12 protein-coding genes and 1 pseudogene are annotated in these 16569 nt (G+C 69.9%); 2 read left to right on the top strand and 11 right to left on the bottom strand.

Translation table 11 applies throughout. The annotated features are described in order from the left end of the window. Positions 1–11: 11 nt before the first annotated feature. The 11 genes from GA0116996_RS23235 to GA0116996_RS23185 form a co-directional block, all read right to left on the bottom strand. Positions 12–2423 carry a spermine/spermidine synthase domain-containing protein gene (locus GA0116996_RS23235; protein WP_092316541.1) on the bottom strand — a complete coding sequence of 804 codons (2412 nt, stop codon included), beginning with the start codon at positions 2421–2423 and terminating at the stop codon, positions 12–14. 45 nt (positions 2424–2468) lie between these two features. Further along, entirely contained in the window at positions 2469–3251 is a 783-nt protein-coding gene (locus GA0116996_RS23230) for a protein-L-isoaspartate(D-aspartate) O-methyltransferase (RefSeq protein WP_092316305.1), read from the bottom strand. A gap of 75 nt (positions 3252–3326) precedes the next feature. After that, on the bottom strand, positions 3327–6107 hold the full coding sequence (locus GA0116996_RS23225) for an Hsp70 family protein (RefSeq protein WP_092316303.1): 2781 nt from the start codon (positions 6105–6107) through the stop codon (positions 3327–3329). 16 nt (positions 6108–6123) lie between these two features. Beyond that, the gene (locus GA0116996_RS23220) at positions 6124–7971 is read right to left on the bottom strand and encodes an Hsp70 family protein (RefSeq protein WP_092316301.1); all 1848 of its coding nucleotides are present in this window, start codon (positions 7969–7971) and stop codon (positions 6124–6126) included. Further along, the gene (locus tag GA0116996_RS23215; RefSeq protein ID WP_092316299.1) at positions 7968–8564 is read right to left on the bottom strand and encodes a DUF2760 domain-containing protein; all 597 of its coding nucleotides are present in this window, start codon (positions 8562–8564) and stop codon (positions 7968–7970) included. The genes GA0116996_RS23220 and GA0116996_RS23215 overlap by 4 nt, the downstream gene beginning before the upstream one ends. Positions 8565–8601: 37 nt before the next feature. Beyond that, positions 8602–10569 carry an RNA polymerase sigma factor RpoD gene (gene rpoD / locus GA0116996_RS23210; RefSeq protein ID WP_092316297.1) on the bottom strand — a complete coding sequence of 656 codons (1968 nt, stop codon included), beginning with the start codon at positions 10567–10569 and terminating at the stop codon, positions 8602–8604. Between the two features lie 329 nt (positions 10570–10898). Then, positions 10899–11357: an Lrp/AsnC family transcriptional regulator gene (locus GA0116996_RS23205; RefSeq protein WP_092316295.1), complete on the bottom strand. Its 459-nt coding sequence runs from the start codon at positions 11355–11357 to the stop codon at positions 10899–10901. A gap of 56 nt (positions 11358–11413) precedes the next feature. Next, positions 11414–11977, bottom strand: coding sequence for a cysteine dioxygenase family protein (locus tag GA0116996_RS23200; RefSeq protein WP_092316293.1), 564 nt, complete (start codon positions 11975–11977; stop codon positions 11414–11416). Between the two features lie 201 nt (positions 11978–12178). After that, positions 12179–12943 carry a cell envelope integrity protein TolA gene (gene tolA / locus GA0116996_RS23195; RefSeq protein ID WP_092316291.1) on the bottom strand — a complete coding sequence of 255 codons (765 nt, stop codon included), beginning with the start codon at positions 12941–12943 and terminating at the stop codon, positions 12179–12181. Positions 12944–13071: 128 nt separating this feature from the next. After that, a complete protein-coding gene (locus tag GA0116996_RS23190; RefSeq protein WP_092316289.1) occupies positions 13072–13440 on the bottom strand; it encodes a VOC family protein in 369 nt (122 codons plus the stop codon). 74 nt (positions 13441–13514) lie between these two features. Continuing rightward, a complete protein-coding gene (locus GA0116996_RS23185; protein ID WP_092316287.1) occupies positions 13515–14210 on the bottom strand; it encodes a TetR/AcrR family transcriptional regulator in 696 nt (231 codons plus the stop codon). Positions 14211–14555: 345 nt separating this feature from the next. Between GA0116996_RS23185 and GA0116996_RS23180 the strand changes: the two genes are divergently transcribed. Together GA0116996_RS23180 and GA0116996_RS23175 are read left to right on the top strand one after the other, a co-directional pair. Then, positions 14556–16280 carry an AMP-binding protein gene (locus GA0116996_RS23180; protein WP_092316284.1) on the top strand — a complete coding sequence of 575 codons (1725 nt, stop codon included), beginning with the start codon at positions 14556–14558 and terminating at the stop codon, positions 16278–16280. A gap of 57 nt (positions 16281–16337) precedes the next feature. Continuing rightward, a pseudogene (locus GA0116996_RS23175) lies at positions 16338–16569 on the top strand (methylcrotonoyl-CoA carboxylase); the annotation flags it as partial.

Here is a 16569-nt window from a genome sequence, read left to right as displayed (position 1 = left end):
CCACGCAAGCCTCAGGGGCAGGCCAGCGCGGCGCCGGCATACAGCAGCAGCGCCACCAGCACCACCACGGTAAAGCCGGCGTGGATCGCCAGCAGCGTGGCCAGCACCGCTGCCACCACCGAGGCACAGGCGTTGATGCCCCAGGCCCACGGCACCAGCGTGTGGTCGCGCGCCGCGAGCCCGGACAGGCCGAGCGGGAACGGCATCCCCATCAGGAAGGCGAGCGGCGCGATCAGCGCCACCGCGATGGCGACCCGGACGGGATCCGGCCAGGCAATCAGCAGCGGGAACACCTCAGGCAGCGCTACCAGGTAGAGCAGCGCCACGGCGCACACGCCGCCGATCGCCAGCGCCACCTGGCGCCGGCCGCGCCCGGGGCCGGCGCGCGCGGGCATGCGCGGGGCAAAGCGGCTGCCCAGCCCGGCAAAGCACAGGAACGCGCACAGCACCACCGCCACGGCATAGAGCGGATGGCTCAGGAACAGGATGAATTTCTGGATAAAGGCGATCTCGACGAACATGAAGCCAAGGCCGACCGCGACGAAGTAGAAGCCAGTGCGCGCTGCCGGCACCCGTGACGCTGGCGCGCGCCGCCGCAGTACCCGCAGCGGCACGCCGATCAGCAGCAGCGCCGCGGCCGTGGCCTGCAGCAGCGTGGCCACCAGCACCGGATAGCCCCAGTCCAGCAAGGGCAGCCCGCCCTGCGCCTTCAGCGAGATCAGCTCCGGCAGCGTGCGCCATTTGAAGAAGTGGAAGAAGTAAGGCCGGTCGTCGGTGGCGGGCCGCACGTCGAACTTGTAGCGCGACAGGAAAAGCTCGCGCTCGGGGCCGAGCAGCGCCTGCGCGGCGGCGAAGAAGTCCGGCTGGTCGAGCACGTTGTAGCGGTTGGCCGCGCCGGGCCGGATGCCGGGATGGTATTCCACGTCGAACGAGCGGGCCCGGCCGAAGTCGAGCAGCGCGGCGATTTCCGCGGGCTCGAAGTCGCCGTGCTTGACCACCAGCGTGGCCGTCTTCCAGCCGCGCAGCAGCACCAGCCGGCGCGACGGATCGGGCACGCCCGCGCGCGCCATCGCCGCCACGGCCGTGGCGAACAGTTTCGGGATATCGCGCGGCGGCAGCGAGACCCAGCGCGTGATCGCCAGCAGGCCGCCGGGCCGCAGGTGGCGCAGGTAGGCCTCGAACGCTTCCACGGTATAGAGGTAGCTTTCGGAGAGCGCATACAGGCCCGCCGACGAGGTGCTGAAGGAATCCAGCAGCGCCACCTGGATCAGGTCGTAGCGCTGCCGGCTGGCCGCCAGGAAGCCGCGCGCCTCCCCGACATGCACCTGCACCCCGGCCGCGCTGTACGGCTTGCCCGAAAACGCGCCGAAGCGGTCCTGCACCAGGGCGATCACCTGGGGATTCAGCTCGACGGCATCGACCGCGCCGGCGCCGTGGTAGAGCGCCTGCAGCACGTCGGCGCCGGCACCGCTGCCCAGCACCAGCACGCGCGGCGCCTGCAGCAGGTGATACGGCAGCGCCGAGGTCAGGTCGCCCAGGTAGGCCAGCGGCTCGGGCCGGCCGTCATAGCGGTTGAGCGCGCTCAGGCCATCGCCGTCGGTAAACACGGCAAGCTGCGGCGGCGGTTCCGCGGTGGCATTCAGGCTGAGCCCGGGCGCATGGCGCAGCGGGATCGACGGACTCTCGAGCACCGTGACCTGGCCGAGGGGACTCGAGCGCTGCGCCACCACGCGCGCGTCGCCGATGCGCAGGGCCTGGCTCAGTTCCTTGTACTCCGACGGCCGCAACGCCATCCAGCCGGCCGGGATGGCAGCCGGCACGGCTGCGGCCGCCAGCAGCAGCGCCGGCAGCCAGGGGCGATGCGAGCGGCATTCCAGGCAGGCCAGGGCGGCCGCGGCCATGCCCGCCATGCTGACCAGGCGCAGGGCATCGACCGGAGCGAGCACGAACAGCGCTGCGATGATGCCCAGCGAACCCAGCCCGGCGCCGAGGATATCGAAGCTGTAGAGCCGGGGCACCTGCAGCGGGAAGCGGGCAAAGCCCAGGCACACGCTGGTGGCCGCGCACAGGAAGGGCACGAACAGCAGCAGGTAGATCGCCACCAGGCGCAGCGGCTGCGTGGGCTCCCAGAGGATTTCCAGCGGGTTGAAGCCGACGCGCTGCGCGAGTTCGAAGCAGACCAGGGCGCTGATGCCGAACAGCAGCGCGCCGCCGGCAAACACCGGCACGAAATGCCGCACCAGCGCCGGCTGCGCCAGTGCCACCAGCGCCCCCGCGGCGCCGTAGCCGAGCAGGGCCACGCTGATCATCATGTAGGCGAAGTGATGCCACAGGATGATCGAAAGCAGCCGCATCAGCAGGATTTCATAGCCCAGCGCGGCGGCGGAGAGCAGAGCCAGGGCAAACAGCGGCGGACGTGGCAGCGCGGGCATCGCCTGATATCGACTAAGCCGGCCGGGCGCCGCGCCTCAGTGCTTGCCGACCAGCGGCACGAAGCGCACCGGCAGGATCTGCCGGGTGCTGACGCTGCCGTCCGCGGACTTTTCGACCAGCAGCAGGTACTGCGTCAGGAACTGCGCGCCCACCGGGATCACCATGCGCCCGCCCGGCTTGAGCTGCCGGATCAGCGGCGGCGGCACGTGGCTGGCCGCGGCGGTGACGACGATGGCGTCGTAGGGGGCATGCTCGTCCCAGCCATAGTAGCCGTCGCCGACCTTGCACGCCACCTGCCGGTAGGCCAGCCGCTGCAGGCGCTCGCAGGCCTGGCGCCCGAGCGGCTCGATGATCTCGATGGTGTAGACCGCGCGCGCCAGCTTGCTCAGCACCGCGGCCTGGTAGCCGGAGCCGGTGCCGATCTCGAGCACGCTGTCGCCGGGCTGGACCTGCAGCAGGTCGGTCATCAGCGCCACGATATATGGTTGCGAAATGGTCTGGCCATGGCCGATCGGCAACGGCCGGTTCTCATAGGCGTGCGGCTTCTGCGGGTCCGGCACGAACTCATGGCGGGGCACCTGGCCCATCACGGCCAACACGCCCGGCGCGATGCCATGGCTGCGGCCAGGCACCCCGGCGCCGGCGTCGATCGCGGCAATCTCGCTGACCATCTCCGCGCGCTGCTTCATCCGTGCATCGTCGGCCGCGCGGCACAGCCCCGCCGATGCCATGGCGCTAGCGGCGAGCAAGGCGAGCAAGGCGATAAAGGGATGGCGGGTGGACGGCTGCACGATGGACCCCTGGGAGCCTACCGTCATCGTAGGTCATCGGCCGCGCCGGCGCCGGCAAGTGACAATCAAGGCGCTTGCCGGCGCGCGCCGGCCCCGGGCGGGCTAGCCCGCAATCAGCTTCAGGCCGGCCGGCAGCGCCTCGCCGAATACCCGTCCTTCGTCCGCGGCATCCAGCGCCACCACCTCCCGCACCATCGCGATCCAGCCCGGCGGCGCGTTGGCGGCTTCCAGCCGGCGCACCACGTTCGCGCGCGGTTCGTCGGGCAGGTCGCGGGTGCGGTCGCCGGTCATGCGCGCGATCTGCACCGCGGCGAACGCGGCCGGTTCGACCTTTTTCCAGTCGAGCGCCAGGATGGCGTCCAGCCACTGGCCGGCGGTGTCGGCCGGCACCACGCTGTGCGCGCTGCCGTAGAACGGCATGCGCGCGCCGATGCGGCCCACCGCCCACCAGCCCTGGTTGTTCTCTGACGGCTTGCGCAGCCGGGTCAGCAGCCAGTCGGCCAGCTCGGTCTTGGCGTCGACGGGCAGGCGCTCGAGCGAGCCGGCCAGCCGCACCATGTCGGCATAGCCGCCACGGGTGGGCCCGGACGGTTTCTTGAAGCGCGCGCTGCCCGGCGGCTGCAGGTAGAAGGCCATGTCTTCGAGCAGGCGCAGCTGCGCGCTTTCGTCCAGCCCGCCGGCGGCGCGCCGCCACAGCGTCCACCATTCCGACCAGTTCTGGCTTTCGTTGACGTACTGGATGCCCTGGTCGTACTGCGACCAGAGCTGCGCGACGCGCCATTCGTCGAGCGGGTAACCAAAGCCGGGGCGCACGCAATAGCCCGCCAGGTTCAGCCACAGGCGCTCATGGTCCGCCGTGCGGCGACGGCGCCTGGCGCGCTCCCACAAGGCGCCGAACAGCTCGCGCAGCAGCGCGCTGTCCCACTGCTCGCGCGCGCCCAGGATCTGCTCCAGCTGCGCGCGCAGGCGCTTGACCTCCTTCGGCCCGACCTCCTGCGAACGCGCGCCGAAGGTGCGGTCGATCAACTCCAGGGCCTGCGGCAGCGAGGGGTGGGCCGTTGGCGTCGGCGCGGCCGCCGCGGCGTCGTTGCCGCGCAGCTGGAACTCGAGGCGCCAGCGCTGCGCGGCATCGCCGGTGTTGATGCAGTGGACTTCGAGCGTGCCGACCTCGGTCAGCGACGTGGTGATCTGCACCGGCGTTTCGCGCGGGCCGCCGGCGCCGCGCGTCGGCACCACGGTGGCGATCGGCGGCAGGCGCACGAAGTCGCCGCCGGACAGGTCGGTCAGCGCGCCGGGCTGGTAAGGCGTCTCGGCCACCGACGACACCAGGTGGAACTGCACCGGGTGGCCCAGCCGCAAGGCGAAGGTGCGGTCGCTGAGCGGGATCTCGTGGCCTTCTTCGGTGCCGCGCGGCAGCAGGCAGATGCCTTGCCGGCCCGCGGCGCCGTCGTCCAGCACCAGGAAATAGCTGCGCGCCGAGCCGCCGCCAATGCGCGGTGCCTGGCCGGCGCGTGCGCGCGCATACGCGACCGCGCCGCGTGCCACGGCAATGTCGGGATCGGCGTTGTGCAGCACCTGCAGCGGCGCGGCGCGCCAGCCGCTAAGCGTGTCGGCGATGCGGTCCGCCAGCGCCTGCGCGCGGAACACGCCGCCGTTGAGCAGCAGGGTGTCGGGCACCGGGAGCGCGTCGTCGGGCGCGTCCACCATGCCGAGCGCGGCACGGGCCTGCGCCGCGTGCTGGCCGAGGAAGGCGGCCACGTGGCGGGTCACCGCGGGATCGGCGGCATAGGGCAGGCCGAACTCGACGATGGCGCCGCGCGCGCGCCGCGGCCGTTCGCTGGGCGGCACCCTGGGGAAGAAGCCGTCGACCACCAGCTGCTCGACCTCCTGTCGCGTCACCTGCACCGAGCGCGCGCCACCGACCAGGCGGGAGCCCGCGCCGAGCAGCGTCACGTTGACGGCATCGGGCGCGTGCGCGCCCAGCAGCTGCTCCTTGGCGGCGCGGCAGCGCGCCACCAGTTGCGACAGGCTCGCGGCCGACAGGCGGGGCTGCGCCGGCGCGCCGTCGCCCAGGCGCGCTTCGACCTGATGCGCCAGCCCCAGGTCCATGTTGTCGCCGCCGAGCATCAGGTGGTTGCCCACGCCGATGCGTGTCAGTTGCGGCTGCCCGTCCTGCATCGCCACGCGGATCAGGGTGAGGTCGGTGGTGCCGCCGCCGACGTCGCAGATCAGCACCAGGCGGGTTTGCGCAAGGTCCTGGTCCAGCGTGTGGCGATGGTGGAACAGCCAGTCGTAGAGCGCGGCCTGCGGCTCTTCCAGCAGCCGCAGCGCGGGCAGGCCCGCGAGGCGCGCGGCTTCGAGCGTCAGCGCGCGCGCGCCCTCGTCGAACGAGGCCGGCACGGTCAGCACCACGTCCTGCTGTTCGAGCGGCGCGTCGGGGAAGTGGTGGTTCCAGGCGGCGCAGACGTAGCCGAGATAGCTCGCGCTGGCGACGACAGGCGAAATCTTGTCGAGATCCTCCTCGCCGCCCCACGGCAGGATCGGCGCGGTGCGGTCGACCGAGGCATGCGACAGCCAGCTCTTGGCGCTGGCCACCAGCCGGCCCGGCACCTGCGCGCCCAGCGTCGCCGCGAGGCGCCCGAACACGGTGCGGCGCGCGGCGGCGCTTGCGGCCGACTGCCAGGGCAGCTGCAGGTCATCGCCATTGAGCTCGCCCGGCGCCGCGTGATAGCGCACCGAGGGCAGCAGGGGGCGGGCCGCGACCTCGCCCGGCGCGACCAGCTGGTCGATGTCGAACACGCGGATATCGTCGGAACCGGCCCGGGCGTAGGCCACCACCGTGTTGCTGGTGCCAAGGTCGATGCCGACGATGTACTGCTTCATTGCCGCTGCCGCGGGATCAGGCATCGGCGTTGCCGCGCACGTCGAATTGCACCTTCCAGCGCTCGCCGCTGGCGCGCGGCACGGCCTCGAGTTCCAGCGTGCCGGCCTCGGTCACGCGCGCATGCAGCCTGACCGGCACCACTTCGCCGGCGGTGCGGCCTTCGGCGGGCAGCGTTGCCTGGATTTCTTCCAGTTCCTGCAGTTCCTCCGGCCCCCAGAAGTCGAGCAGGGTGCCGACCTGGTCCTGGCGCCGCACCGACGAGCCGAAGAAGCGGAAGTGCACCGGTTCGCCGACCACCAGGCCGAATTCCTGCGGCGGCAACTCGGCCTCGGTGCCTTCTTCCATGCCGAACGGGGCCACGCACAGCGCCTGGATCGGCGGCTCGAAGCCCGGCACGGCGGGCATCGACGATTCCACCGCGACGTAGTAGGCGCGCGCGGTGCCGCCGCGGATGCGCACGCCCTTGCCGCGCCGCACATAGCCGTAATAGGCGGCGCCGCGCGCCACCGCCAGGTCCAGCTCGGCGCCGTCGAGCAGGCGCGCCGGCGCCGCGCCCTCGGCAGCGAGCCAGCCGTTGAGCGTCTGCAGGATGCGCTCGACCAGCAGGCCCGACTTGAACACGCCGCCGTTGAACAGCACGGCGGTGGGGCGCAGGAAGCTGGCGCCATCCGGCTGCATGGCCTGCAGGCCTTCGATCTCGGCCAGCGCTCCCGCTTGCCGGCCCAGGAACGCTGCCAGGTGGCGCGTGATGGCCGCGTCCTGCGCGTACGGCAGGCCCAGCTGCGTCAGGCCGGCGCGGGCCCGGGTCACCGGGCGCGCCGCGGCGTCGACTTGCGGGAAGAACCCTTCGAGGATGGTCTGGGTCAGTTCGGCGCGGGTCAGCTCGGTGCGGATCGAGCCGCCGATCAGCTTCGCGCCGCGGCTGGGCACGACCAGCGGCACGCTCTCGGTGGCCGGGTCGGTCAGCAGCGTTTCCTTGGCGGCGCGGCAGGCGTAGGTCAGCGCGCGCAGCTGCCACGGATCGGCCTGCGTGCCCTGTGCCGCCAGCTTGCGCGCCACCACGTGCGCCAGCGCCAGGTCCATGTTGTCGCCGCCCAGCAGGATGTGGTCGCCGACCGCGATGCGATGCAGCTCCAGGTTGCCGTCGCGCTCGATCACGGCGATCAGCGACAGGTCAGTGGTGCCGCCGCCGACATCGACCACCAGGATGATGTCGCCGACCTTGACCTGCTTGCGCCACTGGCCGGCGCTCTTCTGGATCCAGCTGTAGAGGGCGGCCTGCGGCTCCTCCAGCAGGGTCATGCGGGCATAGCCGGCCGCCGCGGCGGCTTCGGCGGTGAGCTCGCGCGCGGCGGGATCGAACGAGGCCGGGATCGTCACGGTGACGTCCTGCTCGCCGAACGGTGCGTCGGGGTGGGCCTGGTCCCACGCTTCGCGCAAGTGCGTCAGGTAGCGCACCGAAGCCTCCAGCGGCGATACGCGCGGCACTTCCGGCGGGGCGTCGGCGGGCAGGATCGCCGCGCGGCGGTCGACGCCGGCATGGCACAGCCAGCTCTTGGCGCTGGACACCAGCCGGATCGGCGTGCCCGCGCCGCGGCTGCGCGCCATCTCGCCGACCGCGAAGTCGCGCGCGGCGCTCCACGGCAGGTTCAGGTCGCCCGGGGCCAGTTCGCTGGCGTGCGGCAGGTACAGGAACGAGGGCAGCAGGTCGAGGTCCTCGACCGCGCCGGGCGCGGTCAGCTGCGCGATCGGCAGCACGCGCTGGCTGGTCTTCTCGCCATCGCTGGCGGCCAGGTCGACGTAGGAGACCGCGCTGTGGGTCGTGCCCAGGTCGATGCCGATGGCATAGCGGGCCTCGCTCATAGCTCCACCTCGGCGGGGGCGATCACGCTGGCGTCGTGGCGTTCGGCCAGGCGCGGCAGGCGCACTTCCTCGACCTTCCAGCCGCGATGGCTGATGGCGCCATGGAACGGCGCGCTGCCGACCACGTTGCCGGTCAGGCGGATCGCGCTGGCGTCGAAGCCATCGGCCAGCGTCACGCGGCTGCCCTCGGCTTCCTCGCGCACCGGGCGGATGGTGAAATGCTCGCGCAGCACCGCGCGGCAGCCGTCGTGAACCAGGCGCGCGGCGGCGCCGATCTCGGCGTCGGCATAGCGCGCGATGTCTTCCTCGACGAAGTCGACGAAGCGGGCGTCGCGCTGCAGCAGCCCGAGCAATTGCAGCGCGGCCACCGGGCTGGCTTCCTTCAGCGCGGGCGCGGGCGCGGGCTCGGCAACCGGCGCGGCAACCGGCGCCGGGGCGGGCGCCGTCACCGGTGCCGGCGCCGCCTGCGCGGCGGTTTCGCCCGTGCGCAGGCGCTTGATGCCGGCGGCCAGCTCGCGGTTGCCAAGGATGGCGAAGAACGTGCCCATGGCAAGCGAGAGCCTGCCAAAGAAAGAGAGGTTCGGGTCAGGCATGGATAACACTCCTCTGTGCGCGGAGGCGGAGGACCGCTCAGGCGTCGCGCAGATAGGTGATCAACTGGTCCGCGCGGCTGGGATGCCGCAGCTTCTTCATCGCCTTGCTTTCGATCTGGCGGATCCGCTCGCGCGTGACATCGAACTGCTTGCCGACTTCTTCCAGCGTGTAGTCGGTCGACATGTCGATGCCGAAGCGCATGCGCAGCACCTTGGCTTCGCGCGGCGACAGTTCGTCGAGCATCTCGCGCACCACCGCGCGCAGGCCGGCCTGCAGGGCGGCGTCGGCGGGCGTGGCGGTGTCCGAGTCGGCGATCATGTCGCCCAGGCTGGTGTCGCCGTCCTCGCCCACCGGGGTCTCCATCGACACCGGCTCCTTGGCGATCTTCATGATCGAACGGACCTTGTCCTCGGTCATGTCCAGGCGCTCGGCCAGCACCGCCGGATCGGGCTCCTTGCCGGTCTGCTGCATGATCTCGCGCGACAGGCGGTTGAGCTTGTTGATCTGCTCGATCATGTGCACCGGCACGCGGATGGTGCGGGCCTGGTCGGCGATGGCGCGCGTGACCGCCTGGCGCACCCACCAGGTGGCGTAGGTGGAGAATTTCCAGCCGCGGCGGTATTCGAACTTGTCGACCGCCTTCATCAGGCCGATGTTGCCTTCCTGGATCAGGTCCAGGAACTGCATGCCGCGGTTGGTGTATTTCTTGGCGATCGAGATCACCAGGCGCAGGTTGGCCTGCGTCATCTCGTGCTTGGCCTGGCGCATCTGGCGCTCGGCGGCCAGCATCTTGCGGTTGACCGCCTTCAGTTCGGCCAGCGACAGCGCCGCGCGGGCCTGGATGTCGATCAGCTTCTGCTGGTGGGCTTCCAGGTCCGGCAGCGCGCGCGCGACCGCGGCGCTGCAGGGGCGCCCTTCGGCGGCCAGGCCCTGGCCCCAGGCCAGGTTGGTCTCGTTGCCGGGGAAGCGCGCGATGACGTCCTCGCGCTCCATGCCGCAGCGCTCGACCAGCAGCTGCACCACCTGGCGCTCGATCGCGCGCACCTCGTCGACCATGGACTGGACGTTGGCGCACAGGCGCTCGATGGTGCGGGCGGTAAAGCGGATCGTGCGCAGCTCCTCGCGCACCGCGTCGCGCGCGGCGGCAAAGGCCGGTGCGGCCGCGCGGCCGGCTTCGCTTTCGGCGCGCATGCGCTCGAACTGCTCGGCGACGCGCGCGAAGCGCTTCATGCACTCTTCGCGCAGCCGCGCCAGGTCGGCTTCGGCGCTTTGCTGGCCGCTGCTGCCTTCATCGGCGCTGTCGTCGTCGTCTTCATCGGACTCGTCGGCGCTGTCGAGGCTGCTGTCGTCGGCGTCATCCGCGGCGGCGGCGGCCGGCTCGGCGATGGTCTCGTCGCTGAGGCCGTCGACCACGTCGTCGATGCCGATCTCGTTGGCGGCGACCTTGGCCGACAGCTCGAGGATCGTGGCGACGGTGAACGGGCACGCCGAGATCGCGTGCACCATGTTGTTCAGGCCTTCCTCGATGCGCTTGGCGATCTCGACTTCCTGCTTGCGCGTCAGCAGCGTGGCCGAGCTCATTTCGCGCATGTACATGCGCACCGGGTCGGTGGTGCGGCCGAACTCGGAATCGACGGTGGCCAGCGCGACCTCGGCTTCCTCTTCGGCCTGCTCGTCGGAGGCCACCACCGGGCCGTCGCTGAGCAGCAGGGTCTCGGCGTCCGGGGTCTGCTCGTAGATCTTCACGCCCATCTCGGCGAAGGTGCCGACGATGCTTTCCATCGCGGCCGTGTCCGTGAAGTTTTCGGGCAGGTGGTCGCTGATGTCCGCGTGCGTCAGGTAGCCGCGCTGCCTGCCGAGCTGGATCAGCGCACGCAGCTGCTGGCTGCGCGCGGCGGCTTCGGCCGTCGGATCAGTGTGTGCCGCGGCCGGGCTGGCCTGGCCGGTGTCCTTGACTGCTGCTGCTCGTGTTTTGGCTGCCGTTCGTTGTGCGCCACTTGTCATTGACTGCTGTTTCCTTCGTGCATCGCGTTTCGACGGCAGTGCGCACGAGGGCGCGCGTGATTCCAACCTGCTGTCAAGGCTCGCGTGGGGTTCGGCGGGGGCGGGACGGATAGCCGTTCGCCGCGGCCGTTTGAATAGGGGCCGCATATTCTACAGCCATTGCTGCGTCGCAGCAGGTTCCGGGCCCGGAATGCGTGGCGGCTAGTCTGCCGGAATGCGTGATATTTGCAACAGAATGCGCTGAAAAGCGCGGCAGAAGCCGCTGCCGTGGCGGGAATTGCGAGTACCGGCCGGACCGGACGCTGCGCTACGGCCGGCCAAGTGCCGCCTCAGGCATAGTCAAGCGGCAGCGCGGTGGTGTACTTGATCTGCTCCATCGCGAAGCTGGAGCTGACATCGGCCAGCTCGGCGCCCTGGATCAGCTTCTTGTAGACGCGGTCGTAGGCGGCGATATCGGGCACCACCACGCGAAGCAGATAGTCGGTGTCGCCCGCCATGCGATAGAACTCGGTCACTTCCGGGATCGACGACACTAATCCGTGGAACTGCTTGAGCCATTTCACGTTGTGCTGGCTGGTGCGGATGGAGACGAACACGGTGACACCGGCATTGAGCTTGCCGGCGTCGAGCAGCGCCACGCGCTTGCGGATCAGGCCGGCTTCCTCCAGCTTCTGGATGCGGCGCCAGCACGGCGTCGAGCTCAGGCCGACCCGCTCGCCGATTTCCGCCACCGGCAAGGTGGCGTCTTCCTGCAGCAGGGCGAGGATCTGTTTGTCGTAGCGGTCCATGGCGCGTGGCGGTCAGGTGGAGAGGGCGCGCCCGCACCAGGCGCGGAACGGGGCGGCTAGGCGTCGGCGGGCACCAGCAGGTTGACGCCGGTCGCAATATGGTCGCGGCTGACCCCGTAGAGATGCAGGGAAACCGCGATCTCGTCGCTGGTGTTGCCGAGCGCGTGGATATGCTGCAGGCCGCCCGGCACGCTGAAGGTATCGCCCGCGCCGCGCGTGACGGTGTTGGCGTGGCGCGCATGCCGGCTGGCGGGGTCCCATCGGTAGTGCTGCTCGGTCAGCGTGCCGCGCAGCACGCGGTAGGCGCACCAGGTGCGGTGGCCATGCACCGGGCTGGCCTGCCCCGGGCGCCAGACCAGCACCATGGCCGAGAAGCGTTCCAGCGGATCGCCGTAGACCAGGTGCCGGGCATAGGTGTCGGCCGAGCCCAGCAGGGCCCCCGGCGGCAACGCCGCCAGCAGCGTTTCGGTGTCGGGCAGGTGCTGTGCGATGTGGCTGGCAACCAGGCGCGCGCTGTTGCTGAAGATGTCGGCGAGGTCTAGCGCCAGCCGGTCGAGCGGGGCGCCGGCCGGCCGGGTGGCGGCAAGAGGGGAGGCGGTAACGGGAGAGGCGGTCGTCATGGCGGGCTTCGTCGGCTTGTTCTTGTCTATTCATGATATGGACCGGCGGTAGCACAGGCATGCGATTTGTCCTTCCAGGCAGGCTGGAATTGTAATCCTATTCCGAAAAAGCGCGTCTTATTGGAATTTGGTTCTATCGGGTCGCCGTTGCTGCGATAACGCACGCTACGGGATGCGGGCGCGGCCTGGGGCGGCGAGGGCCTAGCCGCCCTCGTCCTTGGGCCAGAACGTGATCAGGATGTTGGACGGCGCCACGCCGTTGCTGTCGCGCGGCAATGGGTCCGAGCGCTGCACCGCCCGCAGCACCGCGTTGTCCCAGCCGGCATTGCCGCTGGACCTGGCAAGCCGCGTCGACAGCAGCGAGCCATCGGGCGCCATGTGCACGGCGACCACCGCCGCCGGATTGCCGGGGACGTCCTCGTTGAAGATGATGTTGGGCTTGACCCGCTGGCGCACGCGCTCGGCATAGCCCGACGATGGCCTGGCCGACGATCCGGAACCGGCCCCGCTGTTGGCCGTGGCGCCGGCGCCGCCCGCCTGCGCGCGCAGGCGCGCCAGTTCGGCCTGGCGCTCGGCATTGCTGGCCTGGCGCTGCGCTTCCATGGCCTTGCGTTGGGCCTCCTTGCGCGCCGCTTCGGCAAGGGCCTGGCTTTCGCGCTGCCGCCGCTGTTCTGCCTCGCGTTCGGCCTCCCTGGCCTTGCGCTGCTTTTCCTGCAGCGAGATATCGGCGTCTTCCTCCTCGACGGGCCGCGGCGTCGGCGCCGGCCTGACGGCAGGCTCGGGCGCGGTGGCCGCAGGGACGGGCTCCCACAGTTCTGCCGCGACCCCGGTGGGCACGGCATTGCGCCAGCGCACGCCGTAGTACAGCAGGGCCCCCAGCAGCAGGTGCATGAGCAGGGCCAGCAGGAAGCAGGTCAGCGTGCGCCGCTCGCGCACGGGCTGGTAGGGAGAGGCGGCGGTCTGCATGGTCCTTGGATGCGGCGGAAACCAGGCCATTTCATTCTATGAGGCGCAACCGCATCAACCAAGTGCAGGACGGTACCGACGGGCGGCTGCCGGTGTCTCGCCAAAGGCTCGGCAAGGCCGCGTCGGCCTCAGCCCCTGGTGAAGATCTCGAGGAAGTGCTTGCTGGGATCCTCGAAATAGATGCGCCGGCCACCGTCATCGGTATTGACCTCGCCGGGGCGGCGCCGGTACGGGTCGGCCCAGTACGTGAGCCGGTGCGCGCGGACCCGGGCAAACCCGTGGTCGAACTCGGCGTCGCTGACCAGGAAGGCATAGTGCTGCATGGCGATCTCGCCCTGCGCGTCCATGAAGTCGAGCGTCACGCCGTTGTCGAGCGCCACGCCGAGGAAGGGCCCGAACGGCTCGGCCGGCGGGCGGCCCAGGACCTCGCACAGGAAGTCGGCTGAGGCCTGCTTGTCGTGAGAGAAGACGATGGTGTGGTTGAGCTGGATGGCCATGTCGCAATCTCCGTGCTGGGAACAACGCTGCCTCCAGCGTACAAGGATTTTGCGCGCGACGCCCGGCGCGCCGGTCAGGCGCCGTCCAGCTTCCTCAGCGCCGCGCCGACTTCGCCATGGAAGGCGCGCAGCGCCTCCAGCTCGATATTCGCCGGCTGCAGCGCGGGCCACAGCAGGGCCACCATGCCCGCGGCGGTCTTGTCGATATCGACCTCGCGTTCGCGCGCGATGGCATCCCACAGGATATGCTCCATCGGCCCCAGGATGGCGGAGCGCAACAGGCTCAGCGGCAGGTCGGCGCGAATCTCGCCATGTTCGCGGCCGCGCGCCAGCAGCTCCATCAGCGGCGCCGTATAGCGGCGCTGCAGCGGCACGAACTCCTGCCCCAGCTCCGGCCCCTTGGCCCGTCCTTCCGACAGCACCAGCGCGCACAGCCCCGTGCCCTGGATCAGGAACAGGCGCAGGTGCGTCTTCACGTAGAACGCCAGCTGGGCCTTGGTGCTCTGGTCGCGCGGCATGCCGCGCTCGACCGCGTCGATGATTTCGTCGTACCAGTCCTCGATGACCCGCACGCACAGCTTGCGCTTGCTTTGGAAATACGTGAACACCGTGGCCTCGGACACGCCCAGGCGCTGGGCGATCTCGGTGGTGGTGGTCTTGTCGTAGCCCAGTTCGGCGAACACCTCGCGGCTGACGCGCAGGATGTCGCGGATGCGTTGTTCCGCCCTGGCGCCGGACGGGATCCGGCGGGCGGCGGCGTTGTCTTCCATGGTGGCGGTTCCCGGCAGGCGAAAGCGCGAATGATAGGCCGTACCCCGTTTGGAGGCGCGGAACTGCGGCAGCGCGGACCAGGCGGTCGCCGCGCAATGCCGTCACATCGTACTCCATTTTGGCGTGAAGTTGAGTAAGCCTCAAATTAAGGTTGAATTTTCCCGTCCGCCCGTATACCTTTTGGTCATTCCGATGTGACGAGACCGGACATCCCATTCAGATCCGGCGGCACAGGCAGCAGCTTCGATGGGGTTAACCCTGAATTCCGGGGGATCCCCGGTGAGATTCGCGATCTTGAGTTGCACTCAATTCAAGTCGAAACCCGACGCGCTTTGGAGACAATGATGAAGATGCAGGGAGAGCCGCTTCCCACCATTCTGCCGGCAGGCGGGCTATCGCATGTCCGTGGCGACACCAGTATTGCGCTGTCCGAGCAGACCGTGCCGGCACTGCTGGCACAGACCGTGGCAGCGTTCCCGGAACGCGAGGCCGTGGTCTTTCGCGAGCAGGGCGTGCGCTGGACCTGGCGGGAGTTTGCCGACGCCATCGATGCGCTGGCCTGCGGCCTGCATGCGCTCGGCCTGGCCCGGGGCGATCGGGTCGGCATCTGGGCGCCGAACCGGGTGGAGTGGCTGGTGACGCAGTTCGCCACCGCGCGGCTGGGCCTGGTGCTGGTCAACATCAATCCGGCGTACCGGCTGGCGGAGCTGGAGTACGCGCTGAACAAGGTCGGCGTCAAGGCCATCGTCGCCGCCGAGGCTTTCAAGACCTCGCGCTACCTCGACATGCTGCAAGCGCTGGCGCCGGAGCTGGCCACCAGCGCGCCGGGCGCGCTGCAGGCCGCGCGGCTGCCGTCGCTGCGCTGGGTGATCCGCATGGGCGAGGGCGAGACCCCCGGCATGATCCGCTATGCCGAGGTGCTGGCGCGCGGCACTGGCGTGGCGCGCGCGGAACTCGACCGCATCACCGCGCAGCTCGATCGCCATGACGCGATCAACGTCCAGTTCACCAGCGGCACCACCGGCGCGCCCAAGGGCGCCACGCTGACGCATCGCAATATCGTCAATAACGCGCGCTTTATCGCCATGGCGATGCGCTTCTCGGAGCAGGACAAGCTGTGCATTCCGGTGCCGTTCTACCACTGCTTCGGCATGGTGCTGTCGGTGCTGGCGTGCGTGTCGACCGGCGCGGCGATGGTGTTCCCGGGCGAGGCCTTCGATCCCGAGGCCACCATGCGCGCGGTGAGCGAAGAACGCTGCACGGCGCTGCATGGCGTGCCGACGATGTTTATCGCGCAGCTGGACCATCCGCGTTTCGCCGACTACGACTTCTCCTCGCTGCGCACCGGCATCATGGCCGGATCGCCGTGCCCGATCGAAACCATGAAGCGGGTGGTGGCGCAGATGCATATGTCCGAGGTGACCATCGCCTACGGCATGACCGAGACCAGCCCGGTGTCGTTCCAGAGCAGCACCGCCGATCCGCTCGACAAGCGCACCACCACCGTGGGCCGGATCCAGCCGCACCTGGAAGTCAAGATCGTCGACGCCAGCGGCGCCACCGTGCCGGTGGGCGAGAAGGGCGAGCTGTGCACGCGCGGCTATTCGGTGATGCTCGGCTACTGGGACGACGAGGCCCGCACCGCCGAGGCCATCCGCGACGGCTGGATGCACACCGGCGACCTGGCCACTCTGGACGCCGAGGGCTACTGCAATATCGTCGGCCGCGTGAAGGACATGCTGATCCGCGGCGGCGAGAACATCTACCCGCGCGAGATCGAGGAATTCCTGTTCCGCCATCCCAAGGTGCAGGCGGTGCAGGTGTTCGGCGTGCCCGATCCCAGGTACGGGGAGGAGGTGTGCGCGTGGATCGTGCTGAAGCCGGGCGAAAGCGCCACCGAAGACGAGATCCGCGCGTTCTGCCGCGACCAGATCGCGCACTACAAGATTCCGCGCTACATCCGCTTTGTCGACGAGATGCCCCTGACCGTGACCGGCAAGGTGCAGAAGTTCGTGATGCGCGACCAGATGGTGCGTGAACTGAACCTCGATGAATCCAGGACGGCCTGAGCGCCGGGCCCGAAAGACAAATCCCACCCAACCGATAACCGACTGCCCGAGGCCCCTATGGCGGTAATTGAAACCAAGCTGAACGCCCGCTCCGAGGCGTTCAGGACCAATGCGCAGGCAATGCAGGATCTGGTTGCCGACCTGCAGGAAAAGATCGCGAAGCTGGCCGAAGGCGGCGGCGCGGCCGCCCGGGACAAGCACCTGGCGCGCGGCAAGCTGCTGCCGCGCGAGCGCGTGCAGCAGCTGCTCGACCCCGGCACGCCGTTCCTGGAGCTGTCGCAGCTGGCCG

Source organism: Cupriavidus alkaliphilus (genome assembly GCF_900094595.1).
Taxonomy (GTDB): domain Bacteria; phylum Pseudomonadota; class Gammaproteobacteria; order Burkholderiales; family Burkholderiaceae; genus Cupriavidus; species Cupriavidus alkaliphilus.
This window is presented reverse-complemented; position numbering and strand designations above follow the sequence as displayed.

Bases quoted from the DNA above. Each gene is read 5' to 3' on its own strand.
- GA0116996_RS23230 (WP_092316305.1), bottom strand. From the start codon at position 3,251: ATGACGGTAGGCTCCCAGGGGTCCATCGTGCAGCCGTCCACCCGCCAT.
- GA0116996_RS23225 (WP_092316303.1), bottom strand. From the start codon at position 6,107: ATGAAGCAGTACATCGTCGGCATCGACCTTGGCACCAGCAACACGGTG.
- GA0116996_RS23220 (WP_092316301.1), bottom strand. From the start codon at position 7,971: ATGAGCGAGGCCCGCTATGCCATCGGCATCGACCTGGGCACGACCCAC.
- GA0116996_RS23215 (WP_092316299.1), bottom strand. From the start codon at position 8,564: ATGCCTGACCCGAACCTCTCTTTCTTTGGCAGGCTCTCGCTTGCCATG.
- rpoD (WP_092316297.1), bottom strand. From the start codon at position 10,569: ATGACAAGTGGCGCACAACGAACGGCAGCCAAAACACGAGCAGCAGCA.
- GA0116996_RS23205 (WP_092316295.1), bottom strand. From the start codon at position 11,357: ATGGACCGCTACGACAAACAGATCCTCGCCCTGCTGCAGGAAGACGCC.
- GA0116996_RS23200 (WP_092316293.1), bottom strand. From the start codon at position 11,977: ATGACGACCGCCTCTCCCGTTACCGCCTCCCCTCTTGCCGCCACCCGG.
- tolA (WP_092316291.1), bottom strand. From the start codon at position 12,943: ATGCAGACCGCCGCCTCTCCCTACCAGCCCGTGCGCGAGCGGCGCACG.
- GA0116996_RS23190 (WP_092316289.1), bottom strand. From the start codon at position 13,440: ATGGCCATCCAGCTCAACCACACCATCGTCTTCTCTCACGACAAGCAG.
- GA0116996_RS23185 (WP_092316287.1), bottom strand. From the start codon at position 14,210: ATGGAAGACAACGCCGCCGCCCGCCGGATCCCGTCCGGCGCCAGGGCG.
- GA0116996_RS23180 (WP_092316284.1), top strand. From the start codon at position 14,556: ATGAAGATGCAGGGAGAGCCGCTTCCCACCATTCTGCCGGCAGGCGGG.